Annotated in this window: 20 protein-coding genes; 14 read left to right on the plus strand and 6 right to left on the minus strand. The window is 32.5% G+C overall.

The window, feature by feature from the left end; translation table 11 throughout:
- The 3 genes from Q0910_RS28695 to Q0910_RS25655 form a co-directional block, all read left to right on the plus strand.
- A partial coding sequence (locus Q0910_RS28695) for a RagB/SusD family nutrient uptake outer membrane protein (RefSeq protein ID WP_366142704.1) occupies window positions 1-153 on the plus strand: 153 nt, incomplete at its 5' end.
- A gap of 14 nt (window positions 154-167) precedes the next feature.
- On the plus strand, window positions 168-1,367 hold the full coding sequence (locus Q0910_RS25650) for a glycoside hydrolase family 88 protein (RefSeq protein ID WP_299223018.1): 1,200 nt from the start codon (window positions 168-170) through the stop codon (window positions 1,365-1,367).
- Between the two features lie 14 nt (window positions 1,368-1,381).
- On the plus strand, window positions 1,382-3,796 hold the full coding sequence (locus tag Q0910_RS25655; RefSeq protein WP_299223020.1) for a glycoside hydrolase family 2 TIM barrel-domain containing protein: 2,415 nt from the start codon (window positions 1,382-1,384) through the stop codon (window positions 3,794-3,796).
- A 74-nt stretch (window positions 3,797-3,870) separates the two neighbouring features.
- Here the strand turns inward: Q0910_RS25655 and uxaC are convergent, their stop codons facing one another.
- Entirely contained in the window at window positions 3,871-5,280 is a 1,410-nt protein-coding gene (gene uxaC, locus Q0910_RS25660; protein ID WP_299223022.1) for a glucuronate isomerase, read from the minus strand.
- A 206-nt stretch (window positions 5,281-5,486) separates the two neighbouring features.
- Window positions 5,487-6,302, minus strand: a complete 816-nt coding sequence (locus Q0910_RS25665; protein WP_299223024.1) for a mechanosensitive ion channel domain-containing protein — start codon at window positions 6,300-6,302, stop codon at window positions 5,487-5,489.
- 216 nt (window positions 6,303-6,518) lie between these two features.
- Here Q0910_RS25665 and Q0910_RS25670 point away from each other — a divergent pair, with 216 nt between their 5' ends.
- From Q0910_RS25670 to Q0910_RS25690, 5 genes are all read left to right on the plus strand, one after another.
- On the plus strand, window positions 6,519-7,103 hold the full coding sequence (locus Q0910_RS25670) for a HupE/UreJ family protein (protein ID WP_299223026.1): 585 nt from the start codon (window positions 6,519-6,521) through the stop codon (window positions 7,101-7,103).
- Window positions 7,104-7,187: 84 nt separating this feature from the next.
- Complete coding sequence (locus tag Q0910_RS25675; RefSeq protein WP_299223029.1) at window positions 7,188-7,619, plus strand: dCMP deaminase family protein; 432 nt, start codon at window positions 7,188-7,190, stop codon at window positions 7,617-7,619.
- Window positions 7,619-9,202: a S41 family peptidase gene (locus Q0910_RS25680; protein WP_299223031.1), complete on the plus strand. Its 1,584-nt coding sequence runs from the start codon at window positions 7,619-7,621 to the stop codon at window positions 9,200-9,202. The genes Q0910_RS25675 and Q0910_RS25680 overlap by 1 nt, the downstream gene beginning before the upstream one ends.
- Window positions 9,203-9,217: 15 nt before the next feature.
- Window positions 9,218-9,511: a hypothetical protein gene (locus tag Q0910_RS25685; RefSeq protein WP_299223033.1), complete on the plus strand. Its 294-nt coding sequence runs from the start codon at window positions 9,218-9,220 to the stop codon at window positions 9,509-9,511.
- A 49-nt stretch (window positions 9,512-9,560) separates the two neighbouring features.
- On the plus strand, window positions 9,561-9,875 hold the full coding sequence (locus Q0910_RS25690) for a hypothetical protein (RefSeq protein ID WP_299223035.1): 315 nt from the start codon (window positions 9,561-9,563) through the stop codon (window positions 9,873-9,875).
- 14 nt (window positions 9,876-9,889) lie between these two features.
- Here Q0910_RS25690 and Q0910_RS25695 read toward each other — a convergent pair whose 3' ends face one another.
- Window positions 9,890-10,090 (minus strand): hypothetical protein, encoded by a 201-nt coding sequence (locus tag Q0910_RS25695; RefSeq protein WP_299223037.1) that lies wholly within the window; start codon window positions 10,088-10,090, stop codon window positions 9,890-9,892.
- Window positions 10,091-10,663 (minus strand): MarC family protein, encoded by a 573-nt coding sequence (locus Q0910_RS25700; RefSeq protein WP_299223039.1) that lies wholly within the window; start codon window positions 10,661-10,663, stop codon window positions 10,091-10,093.
- A gap of 113 nt (window positions 10,664-10,776) precedes the next feature.
- Between Q0910_RS25700 and Q0910_RS25705 the strand changes: the two genes are divergently transcribed.
- From Q0910_RS25705 to Q0910_RS25720, 4 genes are all read left to right on the plus strand, one after another.
- Window positions 10,777-11,346, plus strand: coding sequence for a DUF3109 family protein (locus tag Q0910_RS25705; protein ID WP_299223041.1), 570 nt, complete (start codon window positions 10,777-10,779; stop codon window positions 11,344-11,346).
- Between the two features lie 87 nt (window positions 11,347-11,433).
- Complete coding sequence (locus Q0910_RS25710; protein WP_299223043.1) at window positions 11,434-11,631, plus strand: hypothetical protein; 198 nt, start codon at window positions 11,434-11,436, stop codon at window positions 11,629-11,631.
- 198 nt (window positions 11,632-11,829) lie between these two features.
- Window positions 11,830-12,456: a hypothetical protein gene (locus tag Q0910_RS25715; protein WP_299223045.1), complete on the plus strand. Its 627-nt coding sequence runs from the start codon at window positions 11,830-11,832 to the stop codon at window positions 12,454-12,456.
- Between the two features lie 180 nt (window positions 12,457-12,636).
- Entirely contained in the window at window positions 12,637-15,372 is a 2,736-nt protein-coding gene (locus Q0910_RS25720) for a CHAT domain-containing protein (RefSeq protein WP_299223047.1), read from the plus strand.
- Window positions 15,373-15,377: 5 nt separating this feature from the next.
- Here Q0910_RS25720 and Q0910_RS25725 read toward each other — a convergent pair whose 3' ends face one another.
- Together Q0910_RS25725 and Q0910_RS25730 are read right to left on the minus strand one after the other, a co-directional pair.
- Window positions 15,378-16,112, minus strand: coding sequence for a hypothetical protein (locus Q0910_RS25725; protein WP_299223049.1), 735 nt, complete (start codon window positions 16,110-16,112; stop codon window positions 15,378-15,380).
- Window positions 16,113-16,655, minus strand: coding sequence for a sigma-70 family RNA polymerase sigma factor (locus Q0910_RS25730; protein ID WP_299223051.1), 543 nt, complete (start codon window positions 16,653-16,655; stop codon window positions 16,113-16,115). It lies immediately after the preceding gene.
- A 235-nt stretch (window positions 16,656-16,890) separates the two neighbouring features.
- Between Q0910_RS25730 and Q0910_RS25735 the strand changes: the two genes are divergently transcribed.
- On the plus strand, window positions 16,891-18,246 hold the full coding sequence (locus Q0910_RS25735; protein WP_299223053.1) for an OmpA family protein: 1,356 nt from the start codon (window positions 16,891-16,893) through the stop codon (window positions 18,244-18,246).
- Between the two features lie 138 nt (window positions 18,247-18,384).
- Window positions 18,385-19,119: a hypothetical protein gene (locus Q0910_RS25740; protein ID WP_299223055.1), complete on the plus strand. Its 735-nt coding sequence runs from the start codon at window positions 18,385-18,387 to the stop codon at window positions 19,117-19,119.
- Window positions 19,120-19,312 lie beyond the last annotated feature (193 nt).

Raw genomic sequence — 19,312 nt, forward strand, 5'->3', positions numbered from 1 at the left:
GCTAGAAGAAGACTCGGTAATGAAGTATTTAGTGCATCAGGTTTAGAAGGTTTAAAGGACAATTTTGATCCTAATCAAGATTATTTATTCCCATTACCCGCAGAGGAATTAGCAAGAAATCCAAATCTAGAACCGCAAAACCCTGGATATTAATTGATATCTATGCTATGATAAAGGAAAAAAGATTTAGAGCTCATATCGCACTAATGTTAATCATGCTAACATTTTGTGTAGGATGTAAAGATGCTTCATCAGAAAATAAGGAAGAAATAATAGAGCAAGATACTGTTCTTAAATATGCTGATAGGTTTTCTTATTTACTAGAGTATCCATTAGATTCATTAGCTTTTCCGAGAAGTGCTGATGAAAATGGAACCATAAAAAAAGTACCATCAAAGGATTGGACAAGTGGTTTTTTTGCAGGGAATTTATGGCTTATATATAAAATAACCGGTGATGCTAGATACAGTAATAGAGCCAAAGAGTGGACAGCTTTTATAGAGAAAGAAAAATATAATGATAGAACCCATGATATGGGGTTTAAAGTGTTCTGTAGTTTTGGAAATGGATATAAGATAACTAATGACGAATCTTACAAGAACATTATTATAGAAAGTGCTCAGACGCTATTTACACGATACAATAGTACTGTTAGATCCATCCGATCGTGGGATTTTAATAAAGAAGAATGGCAGTTTCCGGTGATTATTGATAATATGATGAATCTGGAATTACTTTTTGAAGCATCTAATTATTCCGAAGACTCTAAATATTATGAAATAGCAGAGCAACATGCCAAAACAACATTAAAAAATCACTTTAGAGGTAACAATAGTAGCTATCATGTGGTAGATTATGATACTATAACGGGAGATATAAGATCTAAGGTTACACATCAGGGGTTTGGAAATGAATCTTCCTGGGCACGTGGACAGGCTTGGGGGCTTTATGGATTTACAATGGCATATAGATACACCAAGAATGTTGAATTTCTGGAACAGTCTAAAAAGATCGCCAGTTTTTTAATGAATCACGTAAATCTACCTAAAGACGCTGTACCCTATTGGGATTTTGATGCACCTAATATTCCTAGTGAACCTAGAGACGCTTCTGCGGCAGCAGTAATTGCTTCAGGATTGATTGAGTTGTACGAATATACTGGTGATAAAAAATATTTAGATTTTTCTGATCGAATTATGGGTAATCTTTCGTCGATGAAATATGTGATACAAAATGAATCAAACATACCGTTCATTCTAAATCATAGTACAGGAAACTGGCCAAAAAATGACGAGATTAATGGCCCAATTAGTTACGCAGATTATTATTTTTTAGAAGCAATTCTAAGAAGAGCAAATATTAAATAAAGCTTTAGAACCCTATGAATAATGCTATTTTGTCTTCTTGTAATTTAATTAGGATTGTAGTGCTTGTTTTTCTCTCTACATATGGTTCTGCACAGGAATTCAGATCAAAAGAGAATATTAATAATGATTGGGAATATCTGGAATTGAATTTAGAAAGCATAGATCAGGTACATAAACAAACCGATTGGGTGTCAATTAATTTACCGCACACCTGGAATAATTTTGATACCATGGATCTTCAACCTGGTTATAGAAGAAGTGCCAGTTGGTATCGAAAATATATCCAAATAGACGCTATAGATAAGGAACTAGTGTATCAATTGTATTTTGAAGGTGCAAACATTACTACTCAGGTGTATGTAAATGGTGAACTTTCTGGAGAACATATTGGAGGTTATATCGGTTTTTCCTTTGATATTTCGGATCAGTTAAAGATTGGAAAAAATGAAATATTGGTTCGTGTAGATAACAGCTATAATCGGGAAATAATACCTTCTCAGAAAAGTGATTTTTTTATTTATGGAGGAATTACCAGGGATGTATGGCTTATTAAAAAGCATACATCTAGTATTGCGAATCTAAAAATTACCACTCCAGATGTTTCTAAAGAAGAAGCATCACTGAAATTAGATTTAGAAATAGAAGGTATAACGGCAAAAGAGAACTATGATTTAGTAGCCAATTTATTTGAACCAAGTGGAAAAAAGATACAAACTGTTTCGAAAAAAGTAGATAACAGCCAATTAACAATAGATTTCAAAAACACAAATAAACCATTACTCTGGGATATTAACGCTCCTAATTTATATAAAATAGAAGTTTTATTATTAAAATCCGGAAAGCAAGTTGATAAGTTAATAGATCGGTTTGGTTTTCGTTGGTTCGAATTTAAGAAAAACGGACCATTCTATCTAAACGGTAGGAGAGTACTATTACGGGGAACACATCGTCATGAAGAGCACGCAGGATATGGTGCAGCTATGCCTAATACATTACATCGCAAAGATATTAAGGCTATTAAGGAAATGGGGGCTAACTTTATAAGGTTAGCCCATTATCCGCAAGATCCTGAGGTTTATAAAATGTGTGATGAATTAGGAATTCTGGTATGGGATGAATTGCCATGGTGTAGAGGAGGAATAGGGAATGAAAAATGGAAAACCAATACTAAAAATATGTTATCGGAGATTATTAATCAGAACTATAATCATCCAAGTGTGATTATATGGTCTTTGGGTAATGAAATTTATTGGTTACCGGATTTTGAAGATGGTGATAATGAAGAGAAACTAAATAACTTTTTAATAGAATTAAATACATTGTCTCACACCTTGGATCCCACAAGAATGACAGCTATCAGGAAATATTACGCAGGTTCTGATATTGTTGATGTATTCTCCCCCTCAATCTGGTCAGGTTGGTACTCTGGTAGCTATACAACATATGAGAAAGCATTAAAAAAGTATATTAAAGAATATCCTCATTTTCTTCATGCAGAATATGGAGGTTCTAGTCATTATGGTAGACATACTGAAAATCCAATTGATGGTCAAGGAGCTGTGGATTCTGATGGATGGACAGAAGCAATAACCCAAACTTCTGTCACCAATATTGCAAAGATTGGTGATTGGAGTGAAAATTATATTGTAGATCTTTTTGACTGGCACCTAAAAATAGCAGAAACTAATGAATCTTTTGTAGGTAACGTGCAATGGGCATTTAAGGATTTTGGAACTCCATTAAGACCAGAAAATGATATTCCATACATGAATCAAAAGGGTATTATGGATCGGGAAGGAAATCCTAAAGATGCATACTATGTTTTTAAAAGTTATTGGGCAAAAGATCCTTTTGTATATATAGAATCTCATACATGGACAGAAAGACAAGGCCCTAATGATACACCAAGAACAGTGAATATTTATAGTAATTGTGATAACGTAGAGCTATATTTTGAGGGTAAGACTTTAGGTACAAAGAAAAAAGACATAAGTGTATTTCCTGCTTCTGGACTTACCTGGGAAGTGCTTTTTAAAGAGGGCGCTAATAAACTAAAAGCGGTTGGTTTTAAAGATGGGAAAAAAGTTACAGATAGTCTTAATATTAATTATAGATATAAAAAGAATGATGTCGCTAATTCGTTAGCACTTTCTTATAAAAAATTAGAAAACGGAAACTATTTGGTCATTGCTACTGCAAGGGATAAAACTGGATTACGATGTTTAGATTATGAAGAAAGAATATATTTTCAATGTTTGTCTGGAGGAAAAACCAAAAAGCATTTAGGTACTCCGATGGGTAGTGAATCCATAAAAATGTCTAATGGACAAGCTTCTATTGAAGTTATTCCTGATAAAGGAAGTACTGCGATGGAAATGACGGTGCTAAACCAAAGTTTTAAAGGAACATATTTAACGATACTTAAATAATAATAAGAGTTTACATTTTGTTAGTTTTTGAATTGTTTGTAGGGGAGGTTTTTGTGATACCTTCCCTACTACTTTTAAAAAGGAAAATACTCTTTGGCGTTATTATAACAAATATCAGAAACAATTTTTCCTAACCACTTTTCATCGCTGGGCAACATTCCATTTTTTACATCTTCGCCAAGTAGATTACAAAGAATACGGCGAAAATAATCATGTCTTGGAAACGATAAAAAACTTCTTGAGTCGGTAAGCATTCCCACAAAACAACTTAGCATGCCAAGATTGGATAAAGTGTTTACATGTTTTTCCATACCATCTTTTTGATCTAAAAACCACCACGCAGCGCCATATTGAACTTTTCCTTTAACGCTCCCATCATTAAAATTACCTACCATAGAGGCAAAAACTTCATTGTCAGAAGGATTTAGATTGTAGATAATGGTTTTAGGTAATTGATCTGTTTTGTCCAAAGAATTTAAAAAACCACTTAGATTTTTGGCTTGAGAATAATCTCCGATAGAATCAAATCCGGTATCTGGTCCAAGCTTTTGCAAAAGCCTTTCGTTGTTGTTTCTAATAGCGCCTAGGTGGAATTGTTGCACCCATCCTCTTTTATGGTAACAAGTACTTAGATAAGATAAAACCTCGAATTTAAAATAATGAATCTCTACAGTGTTGAGTGGTTTTTGAGATGTTACTTTTTTGAAAATTTGATCAATATTATAAGCTTTTGCAGAGAAGTAATATAAATTCTCTAAACCGTGATCGGATAATCTACATCCAGCACTGTGAAAATAATCAATTCGATTTTCAAGTGCTAACAGAAGATCTCCAAAACTTTTAATCTGGATATTGGATTTTTCACCGAGTTTAGTAAGATAGTCCGTGTAGGACAAAGAATTTTCTACAGCATATGATTTGTCTGGCCTAAAAGTAGGTAGTAGCTTCATTGGTTTTTCTTGAGTAGCGTATGTGCTATGAAAATCAAGAGTATCAATTGGATCATCGGTAGTGCAGACTACATCAACGTTGTTCATTTTTAGTAAGCCTTGAGTTGAATGATTAAGATTTTGAAGTTGTTCATTACTTATTTCATAAATTTTTTCGGCTGTATTTGGTGACAATAAATCGTTGATCGAAAAGTGTTTTTTAAGTTCCATATGTGACCAATGAAACAATGGATTTCTTATCGTATATGGAACGGTTTCTGCCCATTTTAGGAATTTTTCTTTATCAGTAGATTTTCCTGTGATAAAATCCTCACTAATACCCAATGTTCGCATAGCTCGCCATTTATAATGATCTCCTTGTAGCCAGGCTTCGGTAATATTATTAAATTTTCTGTTTTTGCAAATATCTTCTGGAGATAAATGATTATGATAATCTATGATAGAAAGATTTTTAGCATACGTATGATAGAGAATTTTGGAAAATTCATTTTGCAGTAAAAAGTCATCAAGGATGAAAGTAGATGTTGCTTTCATATGGTTAGAAGGTTTGTTTTTATATTACAATTGCAATATACCTAGCGTTTGGTGTCTAATGATGTGTTTTTAGGTAGAGAATTGTACAATGCTTGTAAATCTTCTTAAGTAAAATAGCTAGAATGATTATTTTCAAATTAATAGCTTTTGTTCTCGTCGTAAAACAAAAAAGGCCTCATTAAAATAGGCCTTTTTTGTTTGTATGATTATTTAACATTATGAACATGAATATCTCTTTGCGGATAAGGGATCGAAATTCCAGCAGCATCCAATGCGTTTTTAGAATCTTCCAGAGCTCCAAAGTAAACATCCCAATAATCTGCTACATTTACGTTAGGTCTTACTACTAGATTTATTGCATTATCACCAAGTTCACTAACAGCAACTGTAGGAGCAGGATCTTTTAAAACTTTAGGATTGTCTGTAAGGACTTTCATAATAACGTCCTTTGCCTTTTTAATATCGTCTCCATATCCAATACCGATATTTAGATCTACTCTTAGTGTTCCCTGAGAGGAATAATTAACAATATTTCCGTTTGATAATGTTCCGTTAGGAATAATAGCTTCTTTGTTTTCTGGAGTAGACAATTTAGTAGTAAAAATTTCTATTTCTTTTACAACACCTAAAACTCCTTGAGCTTCTATTAAGTCTCCAATTTTAAAAGGTTTAAAAATCATAATGAGTACACCTCCGGCAAAATTTGCCAAAGATCCCTGCAAAGCTAAACCAACGGCTAAACCGGCAGCGGCTAATATCGCAGCAAAAGAAGTGGTTTCTACACCTACTGTGCCAAGTACGGCAAGTATTAATAAGATTTTTAAGATCCATCCTAGTAGATTGGTAAGGAATTTTTGTAGGCTTTCATCATAATTTCTTATGGTCATTATTTTAGAGATTCCCTTCATTAATTTTTTAATAACCCAGGAACCTATAATCCATATAAGAATTGCGCCTATAACCTTAGGTCCAAAATCTACAATAAAATCTAACCCTTTATCTAACCATTTTTGAATATCCATATACAAGTTTTTTAAATTTATGATTTGTGAATCTTAAAATTAGTGATTTATGTTTTTGAAAGACCAATACGCTCTTTAAGAATAATAAAAATTCGATAAATGACCATTCAATTACTTTAAATGGTTAATATTCCTAAAATTTTTATAAGACTTCTTACAAAACTTCTAGATTGTTCTTTTTAATTGTACATTAGACCACCTCAAAACCCTAAAATTATGTCAGAATTTTGGCTTTATGTAAAGCTCGGCTTATATCACGTTCTGGATTGGCAGGCCTATGATCATATCCTATTCTTAATAGTGCTTACTGTTGCGTATACTTTTGATAACTGGAAAAGGATTCTTTTACTAGTAACTTTATTTACGCTAGGTCATACTACTTCTTTGTTTTTAGCAGTATATGATGTGGTTTCTGTAAACTCTAAACTGGTCGAGTTTTTAATTCCTCTAACAATTTTAGTAGCAGCAATATTTAATGTTTTTACCGCCGGAAAAACCGCAGGTAAAAACAAAATAGGTGTCTTATATGCCACTACAATTTTCTTTGGACTAATTCATGGATTAGGCTTTTCTAGTTTTTTTAATGCAGTTAGTAGTAATGTTAGTTCCAAAATTTTACCATTGATAGAATTTGCTTTGGGGATAGAACTCGCACAACTTATTGTAGTGATCATAGTTCTTATAATCAGTTTTATTATTCAAACGATTTTTAGATTCTCTAAACGAGATTGGATGCTAGTCGTTTCTTCAATAGTGATAGGGATGGTTATTCCAATGATAATTTCAAACAAAATATGGTAATTTATTGTCAGTTAGGGTTGTATTTGACACATAGTCATAATATATTCGTATTTTAATAAATATGGATACTATCCAATTTTTTATATGTCAAAAAAAAAACAACTAAAATATGACAAAGCGTATCTTAGGATAGCAAGAGAGTGGGGAAAGTTATCTCATTGTGACAGAAAAAAAGTTGGTGCGGTTATTGTTAAAGATAGAATGATTATTTCTGATGGATTTAATGGAACTCCCACGGGTTTCGAAAATCCTTGTGAAGATGAAGAAGGATATACAAAATGGTACGTGCTTCATGCAGAAGCTAATGCAATTTCTAAAGTTGCTTCTTCGACACAATCTTGTAAGGGAGCCACGTTATATATTACGCTATCACCGTGTAAGGAGTGTAGTAAACTGATTCATCAGGCCGGAATTAAGAGGATAGTATATCAAAAAGGATATAAAGATAATTCAGGGCTTTCATTTTTAGAGAAAGCCGGAGTAGAAATAGAACAGATTAGTGATTTAGACGATTAATGGGTTATTCAAAAAAATACTTGCCATTATTTATTGGTTTGGCGATGGGAGCGGGAGTTTTTTTAGGAAGTAAACTCGATTTCAGCAATCCATCAGCTAAGTTATTTTCCTATAACGCAAAAAAGGAAAAATTAAACCGCCTTATTGATTACATAGATTATGAATATGTAGATGAAATCAATACCGATAGTATTGTAGATGTTACCGTAAACAGAATTCTTGAAAATCTGGATCCACATTCCGTATACATACCTCCAGAAGAACTAGAAGGGATCACAGAAAGCATGCAAGGTGATTTTATTGGTATTGGAGTAAGTTACTATCCTTATAGAGATACCATTTCTGTGATTAATACCATAAAAGGTGGTCCAAGTGAACGATCAGGAATTATGGCCGGTGATCGAATTCTTATGGCAGATAATGATACCCTTTATGGAGAACGTTTAAGAAGAGATGGATTAGCAGATAAGCTAAAAGGAGAACTAAACAGCCAGGTTCAGTTAAAAGTTTATAGAAAAGGGAAAGGCATATTTGATGTAGTTGTGAAACGGGGTAGAGTGCCACTACGAAGTGTAGATGCTAGTTATATGCTAAAAGAAAACTTAGGGTATATAAAAGTAAATCGCTTTGCAGAAACTACATACAAGGAGTTTAAAAATGCATTGGATTCCTTACAGGATCTGGGAGCAGAGACTTTAGTTGTTGATCTCAGAGATAATGGAGGTGGTTTTATTGCTCCTGCTTTAAAAATGGCAGATGAGTTCTTAGAAAATGATAAACTTATCATGTTTACCAAAAACAAAAAAGGATCCATAGAGAATAATTATGCCACGCGTAACGGAAGTTTCGAAAAAGGAAAAGTCTATGTGTTAATTAATGAGAATTCTGCGTCTGCAAGCGAAATTTTTGCGGGAGCCATTCAGGATAATGATAGAGGAACAATTGTAGGAAGACGTTCTTATGGAAAAGGATTAGTTCAAAGAGAAATGGCGTTAGGAGATGGTAGCGCGATTAGATTAACAATTTCCAGGTATTATACCCCAACAGGACGATCCATTCAGAAACCATATGAGAACGGTAATAAGGAGTATTTTAATGAATATTTAGAGCGCTATAAAAACGGTGAATTGCAAAATGTAGATAGTATACAAGTTGCAGATTCTTTGAAATTTAAAACACCAGGAGGCAAAACCGTATATGGAGGAGGAGGAATTATACCCGATATATTTGTAAGTAAGGATACCACTAGAGTTGGAGAGACACTGGATTATATGCTAAGATCCGGAAGAATGGGCGGATACATATTCGAAGAGCTTGATAAAAAAAGAGATTTTTATAACAAGTTAACTGAAGAACAATTTAAGCAAGAAATAGAAATTGATGATGATTTTGCAGATGGATTTCTGATGTATACTAGAAAAAGAGGGGTGGATATTAATTTACAAAATTATAGAGATCAATTAAAGAAATATCTAAAAGCTATTATGGCTCAGCAGTTATTCGGAACTAGTGCGTTCGAAAAGATTATTAATAAAGATGATAAAATGATTCAAAAAGTTTTATCTATATCTGATAGTACTTAATTAAAAGAAAGAGATATGTTAATTTCTGATGATTTTCTGGTTGTTACAGCATTTATATCTTTTATTGCTGCTGCGGTACTTCGGTTAATGGATAATAGTGGTTCTATTTTGCTTAAACATAGCATCTATATAGAATCCTCGTACGTATCTCGATCATTACTAAAAGAGTATATCTTTAATGAGAATGGAATAGATTTCAAAAAAAGTTTGAAAAGAGTGCTCGTAATTAGAAGTATTCATAATTTTTGTTTGCTAGTATCGATAATGACTATTGGTTGGGTGATTACAAGAAATATTTTCTTCGGGTAGTTTTGGCAAAAATAGAATACAAGTGTAAATAAATATAAGCCCCCAAAATATGTCAGAATTAACAGAATATCTGATAGCAATTGCAATTTGCTCTCCACTTTTTTTCTTTATTGTAGCTGTAGCATTTAGGCTCTTAGATAATAGTGCTTCTATCTTTTTAGATAATGAAATTCTTGTAGATTCTTCATATGTGTCCGGAGATTTAATTAGGGAGCATATTGAGAATACCGAAGATGTAAAACTAAAAAAGTCTTTAAAAAAGGCACTTATCTTTAGAAAATTGCATAACCTGTTTATGATTCTTGCAGTCATATCACTACCGCCAGTAATCATAGCCTGTTTCTTAATACCATTTATTGCTTAGATATCTTTATTAATCTATCTATTTCCACGTTTTTGTTGGATAGCTCTGGAAACCAATAAAATCAATAGTAAAATAATAACACAGGCAGAGGCCAGAATACTAATAAGCGCAGTTTTACTATCTCCTTCTAGGAGATTATTAAAATCTAAAACGGTAGCATTGTATATAATCAAAGAAGTAGCTACTATAATCAGGAGGTAAATAAAATACTTCATTTAGAATAGGCCTTTTATATTAGTTGCAAATAATTTTACGGCAATAGCCAACAAAATTACACCAAATATCTTACGGATAACGTTAATTCCTTGTTTACCTAATACCTTTTCAATTTTTCCAGAAGATTTTAAAACTATATAGACAAAAATGATATTGATAACAATGGCAATTACGATATTAATTGGTTGGTATTCTGCTCTAAGAGATAGAATAGAAGTCATGGTTCCAGCTCCGGCTATAAGTGGAAATGCTAGCGGGACAACCGCAGCCGTTTCTGGTTCATCATCTTTATACAATTGAATACCTAGTATCATTTCTAATGCTAGAAAGAATATAATAAATGCACCAGCTACTGCAAAAGAATTCACATCGATACCTATAAGATTAAGGATCTCTTTCCCTACAAATAGGAATAGAATCATTAATATAGCTGCTACCAGAGAAGCTTTTTCACTTTGTATATGTCCTACTTTCTTACGCAGATCAATAATAATAGGAATGCTACCTACAATATCAATTACTGCAAAGAGGATCATACTCGCAGTCAGTATCTCTTTTAAGTTAAAGTTCATTTTAGTAGATTTTTAAGGTTGGCGCAAAAGTACATAGACTTCGCAAAGTAAAAGTAGCATAAAAAGATAAATAATCAGTAAAATTTATCTTTCATAAAAACTATCTTCGCAATATGTTTCAATTAGGAAAAACCATAGTTTCAGAAGAAATCATAGAAAAAGATTTCGTGTGTAATCTTTCTGCATGTAAAGGAGCCTGTTGTATTGATGGCGAAGCAGGAGCACCATTAGAAGAGTCAGAGGCACAAAAACTTGAGGAAATCTATCCTATTCTAAAATCGCACCTTCGGAAAGAAGGAATTGAAGCGATTGAAAAACAAGGAACGTATATCAAAACGCCACACCAGGAATTAGAGACTCCACTAATTGATGGAGCTGATTGCGCGTATGTAATATTTGATAAAAAGGGGACAGCATTGTGTGCTATTGAAGAAGCCTATAATCAAGGAGAAGTAGATTGGAAGAAACCAATATCCTGTCATTTATACCCCGTTAGAGTCCAGGATTACACAGAGTTTTCTGCTGTAAATTATCATAAATGGGAAATATGTGATGATGCCTGTACACTTGGAAAAGAACTACAAGTACCGGTATATAAATTCGTAAAACAAGCATTGATCCGCAAGTTCGGAGAAGATTGGTATATGGAATTAGAAAAAGTAGCTGAAGATCTTAGAAAATAAAATTTCTACTATATCAGAGGTAACATTTGTATTACTTAAGACATCTATAAGTAATAACCTTTAATATTTATAATATGAAAAAATTAAATGTATTGGGCCATACTGTTTAGTATTGGTTTGTTTGCTTCGTGCTCTACTGCGGAAATTGAGGAGGAAGTTGGATTAGAAGATAATCTCGAATTAAAATCAACTGAAAGACCCAAAGGTCCGCGACTTCCACCTGTTCCACCACCACCATTGCCAGGGCCTTGTGGATTTGCTTTTAATTGTCTGCCAAAATATTGATGGATATTGAGTTTTCTATAAATTTAGAGTCCTCAAGAAATCATTCTTGAGGATTTATCTATTATAACTTTGGTATGACTCATTTTTCAAAAATTCAAAATAATAGTTTCAGGAAATAAATTTCATTATTTTTATTGTCGTCAATGTTAACCTTGTAGGGAAAAGGGGTACTAACAAAAAAACCAAAACAATAATTTTATGAAAACAATTCAAGTATGTATCGGACTTTTTATGCTCGCTGTAGTTCCTTTTGGCTGTAGTGATGATGATTTAGAAATAGAAGTTATCGAAGAAATTGCAAATGGGGAAACTGTTTTAGAATTACAGTTTGAAGATTACGCATTAGGTGTGGAAGAAATAGGTCTTAACCAAAGAAAAGAAGAGCTTCTTATTATTTTGGAAAATGATCCTCAAAATGATAATGCGCTCGGAGAATTAGAAATTGTAAACAATAGATTAAGTTTTATTGAAGAACGAGGTGGCATGATCGAAGCAAGATTGGTAGGGTTTGGTCTCGGTCCAATTCCTCCACTTCCTCCATGTTTCGATCCAGGGCCAGATAATAACTGCCCCATACTACTTAATGTTGTGAACAAAATTTTGATAGAACAGAATCTTAATGGGTTTGGTTTTCAGATTGTTGACCCTCAAAGTGAAGAAGTTTTATTCGCTTTAGAAGAGTTTGAAGCTAGTGAATTAAATGAAAATTTATTACAAAGTCCATTTAATACAGAGGGCATACAACTTCCAGAAGAGTTTTTGGTGGTTGTTAAGAAATTTGAGGGAGAAATGGATCTATCATATAATTTCTATGGCACTCTATAGTTGATAAATTATTATTAACTATAAATCATTAAATTAGCCTTTGTTCATACAAAGGCTTTTTTTATGAAATATGTACTACTTGTGATTTATTGTTTTTTACCGAGTCTTTTATTTTCTCAGCAAGAAACTCGGATAGATTCAGTTTTAATTAAGAAGATAGAAAAACTTAACCAAAAGGGGATGAGTTTTTTGTATAGAAACCCTGATAGTACTCGTTTTTATTTACAGAAGAGCTATGGTCTGTCCAATCAAGATATTAATGGTTTAGACAATAAGTTAGGAGTGCTTAGTTTGTTGATTAATTCCGATGGTTTTCATTTTGATTTGAAAAATCTAAAGAAAGATATTAATACCATGGATTCAATTATGGTTAATGATCCTCTAATTAACTCTTTAGTTTCAAAAAATGATTATCTGAAATTTCTAAATACTAATAAAGGAAATTATCATTTTAAATTAAATAACTTATCGAAAGCAAAAAAGTATTTTGAAGAACTTTTGGATACGTTTTATACAAACGTAGATAGTTTAACTCCTTTTGATATTGAAACAAAAATTAATATACAACAATACTTAGCATCAATTTATAGAAGAGAAGGTAAAAATGATTTAGCAGAAGAATATTACAACAGAATAATAAGTGATATAGAAAATCATAAAATCCCAAGATGGCAAAAACAATCAGTTGGTGTTAAATATAGGCTTTCTCAGGTTTTAATGGCACAAAAAAAGTATGATGAAGCAAAAAAAATACAACTAGAATCGTTAGATTTTTTTGAAACGATGGAGAATAAGCCTGGAACCATTAATTCAATAAAAGCTATTTCTCAACTTTTAATCAAAAACTACCTAGCGCAGGATAGTGTTCTGGTTGCTATAAAGTATATTGAGAAGAGTAAGAACCTTTATAAAAAAGAAGATATTTTGTTCGCTAAATTAGAGGTGTTAACAGGTGATGCTTTTTTGCAAAATATGGAATTCGAAAAGGCAGAAACTTTTTACCAATCATATCTTTCTAAAACTAAAGTGTATAGCCAAAATCAAAAAAACCAAGATGTGGCAGATGCTTTTTCGAGATTAGGAAGCTTGTATCTAGCAAAAGAAAATCCAGAAAAAGCATTAGAGTTTTACCAAAACTCTTTAATACAGATAGCACCAAGTTTTAATGATACTGATATTAAAAGTAATCCTAACCCCAAAAAAGTGTTATCTAAATTGGAGTTAGTCAAGCTGTTGAAAGAAAAACTAGAGGCGCTACAACTATTATATAAAAAAGAGAATCAATTAGAAGATCTTAAAATAGCGTTAGCAACGTCTTATGCCATTATAGAAGCATTAGATTTGTTAAAACCTGAGTTCGAAAGTAAAGTGGATAAACAATTCCTGATATCAGAGATGTACCCTGCTTTTCATAAGATGGTAGAAGTGGCGTATGATCTTTATAATAGTACTAAAGAATCATCCTATATTGCTGATGCTTTTTACTTTACTGAAAAAAGTAAAAGCGTTCTGTTGTTAGAAGCTGCCAGAAGCGCACAAGCCAATTCTTATGGAGGCGTACCCGAAGAAATTATAGATAAAGAGCAGCAGCATAGAGCAAATATTATTCATTTAGAGAAAAAGTTTTTTAATCAAAAATCTAACATGGTAGTTTTTGATTCCTTATTTCAACTTAAGAATAGATATTATAATTTCATCTCGGATCTGGAACGTGATTATCCAAAGTACTATGATCTAAAGTATGACAATGAAGTAGTAAGTTTAGAGGAGGCTACCTCTAAGATTATAAAAAATAAAGCATTAATAAGTTATTTTGCTACAAACACTGATTTCTATGTTATTACTTTAGAAAATCAAAACAAAAATTTCTACAAAATACATTTAGGAAATGATGGGCGAGAAAAAATAACAAGTTTTTATTCTTTGTTATCCAAGCTAAATATAAAAGAACTGCCTGATATTTATGGAATTGGTAATTCCATTTACGAACAAATTCTAAAGAAACCTTTAGAAACAATTGAATCAAAAGAATTAATAATAATTCCAGATGATATTTTGAATTACCTGCCATTTGAGGCTTTATCAACCTCCAAGAGTGCTGGTGACTATTTGATTAGAGAATATCAAATATCCTATACAAATTCTGTGACTTTACTTAGAGAGCAACAAAATAAATTGAAGCTAGAACAGAACAAGTTATTGGCATATGCTCCTAGTTTTGAAAATAGTAATGAAAATGTTTCTCAAAACAGACCGAATTTCGGACCGTTACTTTATAATACTGATGAAGTTACACAGATAACGGAATTTTTTGATGGCAAGGCTATTACCGGAAAAGAGGCCTCGTTGGCATCTTTTTCTAAAAATTCACACGCCTATAATATGCTTCATTTTGCTTCACATGCGGCAACTAATGATGAGTATCCGGATTATTCGTATTTAGCATTTGCTAAAGATGATAGTAGCGAAAATGGTTTATTATATGTAAAGGATCTTTACGGATATAGTATCAATGCTGATTTAGTAGCACTAAGTGGTTGTCAAACGGGATTAGGGAAACTTCAAAAAGGGGAGGGAATGCTTAGTTTAGCAAGAGGATTTAGTTATGCCGGTGCTAAATCTCTAGTCACCACGTTATGGAAAGTTAACGATCGGACTACTTCAGAATTGATACAAGAATTTTATAAAAATCTAGATGCATCATTCCCAAAAGACAAAGCGTTACGTGAAGCGAAACTAACGTATTTAAAAACAGCCGAAGACAAGTTGCTGACTCATCCTTATTATTGGTCTGGATTTATGATTTCAGGTGATACTACAGCGCTTCAAACGGATGCTTCTTATCTTTGGTGGCTGCTATTGTTGGGAATTCCAATACTTTTTGTAACCATTAGAAAAGTAAGAAGTTTGCTGTAGCTTTATTATTTTAACTGTTTTAGAAGTTTTTCGGCTGTACCTTTTTTGAAACTTCCTTTTTCTACAATTTCTTCTAATAAAAGGATAGCTTCATTTTTCCTGTTCTCTTTTAGGTAAGCCAGGGATAAATACCATTTTCCTCTTTCTGATAGTTCATCTTTTAGCGCAATATGTTGTTCTAATAATGGAATTGCCTCCTTGACATTGTCGGATGCTAGTAAAGAATTTGCTTGATATAAAAGAAAATAAGGTCTTTTTGTTGTTTCATACAATTTTGCAAACTGATCAGTAGCTAGTTCGTATTCTTTGCTTTCGTAAGAAGTGAATGCAATAATTTCTTCATTTTCATCATTCTCACCACGAACAATTGGAGTTACCACGTTTTTATAAGGTTCGAAATTATCTGCATACAATTCATTAGTGTTTACCGAAAAAGGATTTAGGAACATAATTCCACCAATGGCTACTACTAATAATATGGAAGCTGCAACCAATAATTTTTTGTAATTAAACAAGGGCACAACTTTAGTTTCATTAGCTGCAATTTTAGCTTCAAAATCTGCCATACTTTTTCTTAACTGATCTCTATCTTCAGCGCCAGAAACTATCTTTAAGTTCTTATGTAATTCAACATCTTCTCTGAATGATGGGTCATTTTCTAATAAGCTGTCAAACTGATCTTTTTCCGCCGGAGTCAGTTCTGACTGTAAATACTTGTCTATTAACTCTTCTCGTTCCATTTATGCGGGGGTTTTAATTAATTCTTTTAGGGATTTTAAGCAACGAGATTTCTGGCTTTTTACTACATTTTTACTTTCATAGCCTAAGCTTTCAGCAATCTCATCAATAGTTAGTCCCCGATAATAGAATAAGGTTAACATTTCCTGACAACGTTTCCCCAGGTTTTTAAAATGCTGTCGTAATAATTGTTGTTCTGGAGTTAACTGTGGTTCTTCAAAAATTTCTATTGTATCAGAAGTTTCTTTATAATCCACGCTATTTTCATAAGAAATAGTTTTTTTCTGCTTTTTGAGCTGATCGTAGATCATGTATTTCCCAATACTGAATAAATATGTTTTGACAGAGCTTTTTATATGATCTAGTTTCCCATTTATCGCATGCTCGCGTAATGCAATAAACGCCTCTTGGTATATATCTATAAGAGCATCGTGATCTAGATCAAATTTTTTAGCAAACTGCAAAAAAGCATTACGGTATTCATTGTAAATCTTTTCTAAAGCTTGATTATGGCCTTTTTTTAGCGTTAAGAGTTCTTCCTTCATACGTTGTAACCTGACTATAGGGTAATAGGTTCATTCTTATTTTCCGAAGATAAAGTTAACCTTTTTTATAAAAAGCACACAAAGAGATAAAACCAAACATAAGAATTATGAAACGAACATTAATAAATTTTAAAAATTCCTTTGGGAAAGAGGATGTTTAAAATTTTTAATGTGAGAGCGTAGCGGTTACATACGTTCTCAATTTTTTAATCAATAATTAAAAAGATTTAAACGTATGAAAACTGTAAAACAAATAATAGGAATAGCCGTGTTGCTTTTACTCTTGTTAGTGCCTCAACACGCAGAAGCTCAGTTCTGGAAAAAAGTGGCAAAAACTGCAGAAAAAGCTGCTGAGAAAACCGTTTTGAAGAAAACAGAAGAGAAAGTATCAAAAAAAACAAGTAAGACTATTGACGATACAGTTGATGGAAAACCTAAAAAAAAGAAGAAAAGCAAGAATAAAAAAAAGAAGAAAAAAGGAGCAGTCATTTCTTCTGATAATGAAGAAGAGAGCGTAATAAATGAAACCGAAAGTCGAGAACCTTCTTTTGCTGCATATTCTAAGTTTGATTTTGTGGCAGGAGAAAAGATAATTGCCTTCGAAGATTTTAGTCAGGATGAAATCGGTGATTTACCTGCACGTTGGAATTCTTCTAATTCGGCAGAGGTAGTTACGCTGAATAATCAAGAAGGCCGTTTTATCCAAATAGGAACTGGAACCGGATCTTATGTTCCCGAATTCATAGAAGAATTTCCTGAAAATTTTACTTTAGAATATGATGTAGTGTTTGATTTTGATGTCTCTAAATATGCTTATAAGCGAGATCTTTACGCTATTTTTTCTGATGTAGAGAATTCAGGATATGAGTTACAAAAAGGGACTCCTGGAAAAAATGGATTCTCTTTTATTATTAAAGGAGGAATAAGCGGAGGCGGACAGGTTGATATTCAGAAATACTGTTCAGATCGTAATTTAAATCTACGTTCTGAGAAAAAATTCGGAAAACTAAATAAAGATAATAGTGGTAGAGGTAAAAAGATGCACGTTTCCATTTGGAAACAAAAGCAAAGAATGAGGGTATATATAGATGAACAAAAGGTATTTGATATACCTAGAGCATTTGAAAAAAGTACAGTAATTAAAAATTTAAAATTTTTCTCAGAAACAACAACCGAAAACACATTTTACTATCTAGGTAATGTTAGATATGCAGTTGGTAAACCTGATATGCGAAATAAGTTAATTACAGAAGGTAAGTTGGTTACTTACGGAATTACTTTTGATACCGGAAAAGCTACCGTGAAACCTAAGTCTTACGGTACAATCAAAAAAATTGCCAATGTCCTTTCTGAGAATGCTGAGGTAAAAGTTCTAGTCACAGGTCATACCGATACAGATGGAGATGATACTTTTAATCAAAAGCTTTCCGAAAAAAGAGCAACATCAGTCAAAGAAATACTTGTTAATGAATTTGGAATTGATGCTTCTAGATTAAAAACGGATGGTAAGGGTGAAAGTGATCCGATTGCTACAGAAAATACTCCAGAGGCTAAAGCGAAGAATAGAAGAGTAGAGTTTAAAAAGATTTAATTTTTTCTAAAAAATACTATCAAAATGTTTACCTCGGAATTTCTGAGAACACTAAACAGTAAACTGCTTCAAGGCAAGCCTCAGAGCATTTAAATCTCGATTATCGAGTAAATTATCTAACAATTAAAATAGAAAACAATGGACTCAAAATTAAAGAAAGTAAGTATATTATTAATGATCGCAATTGCCGCTGTATTTCAATCTTGTAGTAGCGAAGATGATGGATTAGTTATAGAGAACGAAAATCAATTGGAAAATGTTCAAGAGCGCATAGAACAATATCAGACATCTATCGAGAATATTAAAGTTCCTGATCGCATGCTGCAATATGCGGAGGGAAACACCTATGCATATAGTGCTGGTTTCTCACTTACAATATTACAAACACAAGCGTTAACATATTCATCTATTTTTCTATCAATTCCGAATGATGCAGAACAACAAAATAGTATTGGTAAAAGCGGCAGAAGTACTACTACTTGGGTTTGGAGTGCTGGAGGAGTAACACTTTATTATACAGTAACATCAGATGCTACTTTTTATTATTTTACTTACGATATTGAAGAAGGTGGTGTTCGTAGAACTTTTTATGAGGGGAGAATTAGTAAAGATGGTAATTCTTATGAGGTTAGATTTAATGCAGAGGAAGGAGAGTTCTTGTTAATGACATATAATAAAACAGGAAGTATAATTGATCTTACAATTGAAAATAGTAATAATGAGAAAGCTGAACTCGTTTTCAATGAAGCAGATCGATCAGGATCTATCAAGATATATGAGTTCGGAACCTTGACCGAAAGTTTTGTTTGGTTATCTGATGGAACGGGTTATTATATAAACCATGCTACAGGAGACACTTTTTCTTGGCCTTAGAATTGAAAATATACTAAAAAGATTATTAGGAAAAATCATATGCATCATTTGTATATGATTTTTCCTTTTTTTGCAGTAAATATTAAAAAAAAGTAATTTTTTTTCGCATTTATTAACCTGTGGTTTTACCGTAAAATTGATGGTTTTTAAGTTTTATTTTTTTAGTATAAAAAACCTTGTTAGCAGGTGAAAA

The organism is uncultured Aquimarina sp. (assembly GCF_947495315.1).
Lineage (GTDB): Bacteria > Bacteroidota > Bacteroidia > Flavobacteriales > Flavobacteriaceae > Aquimarina.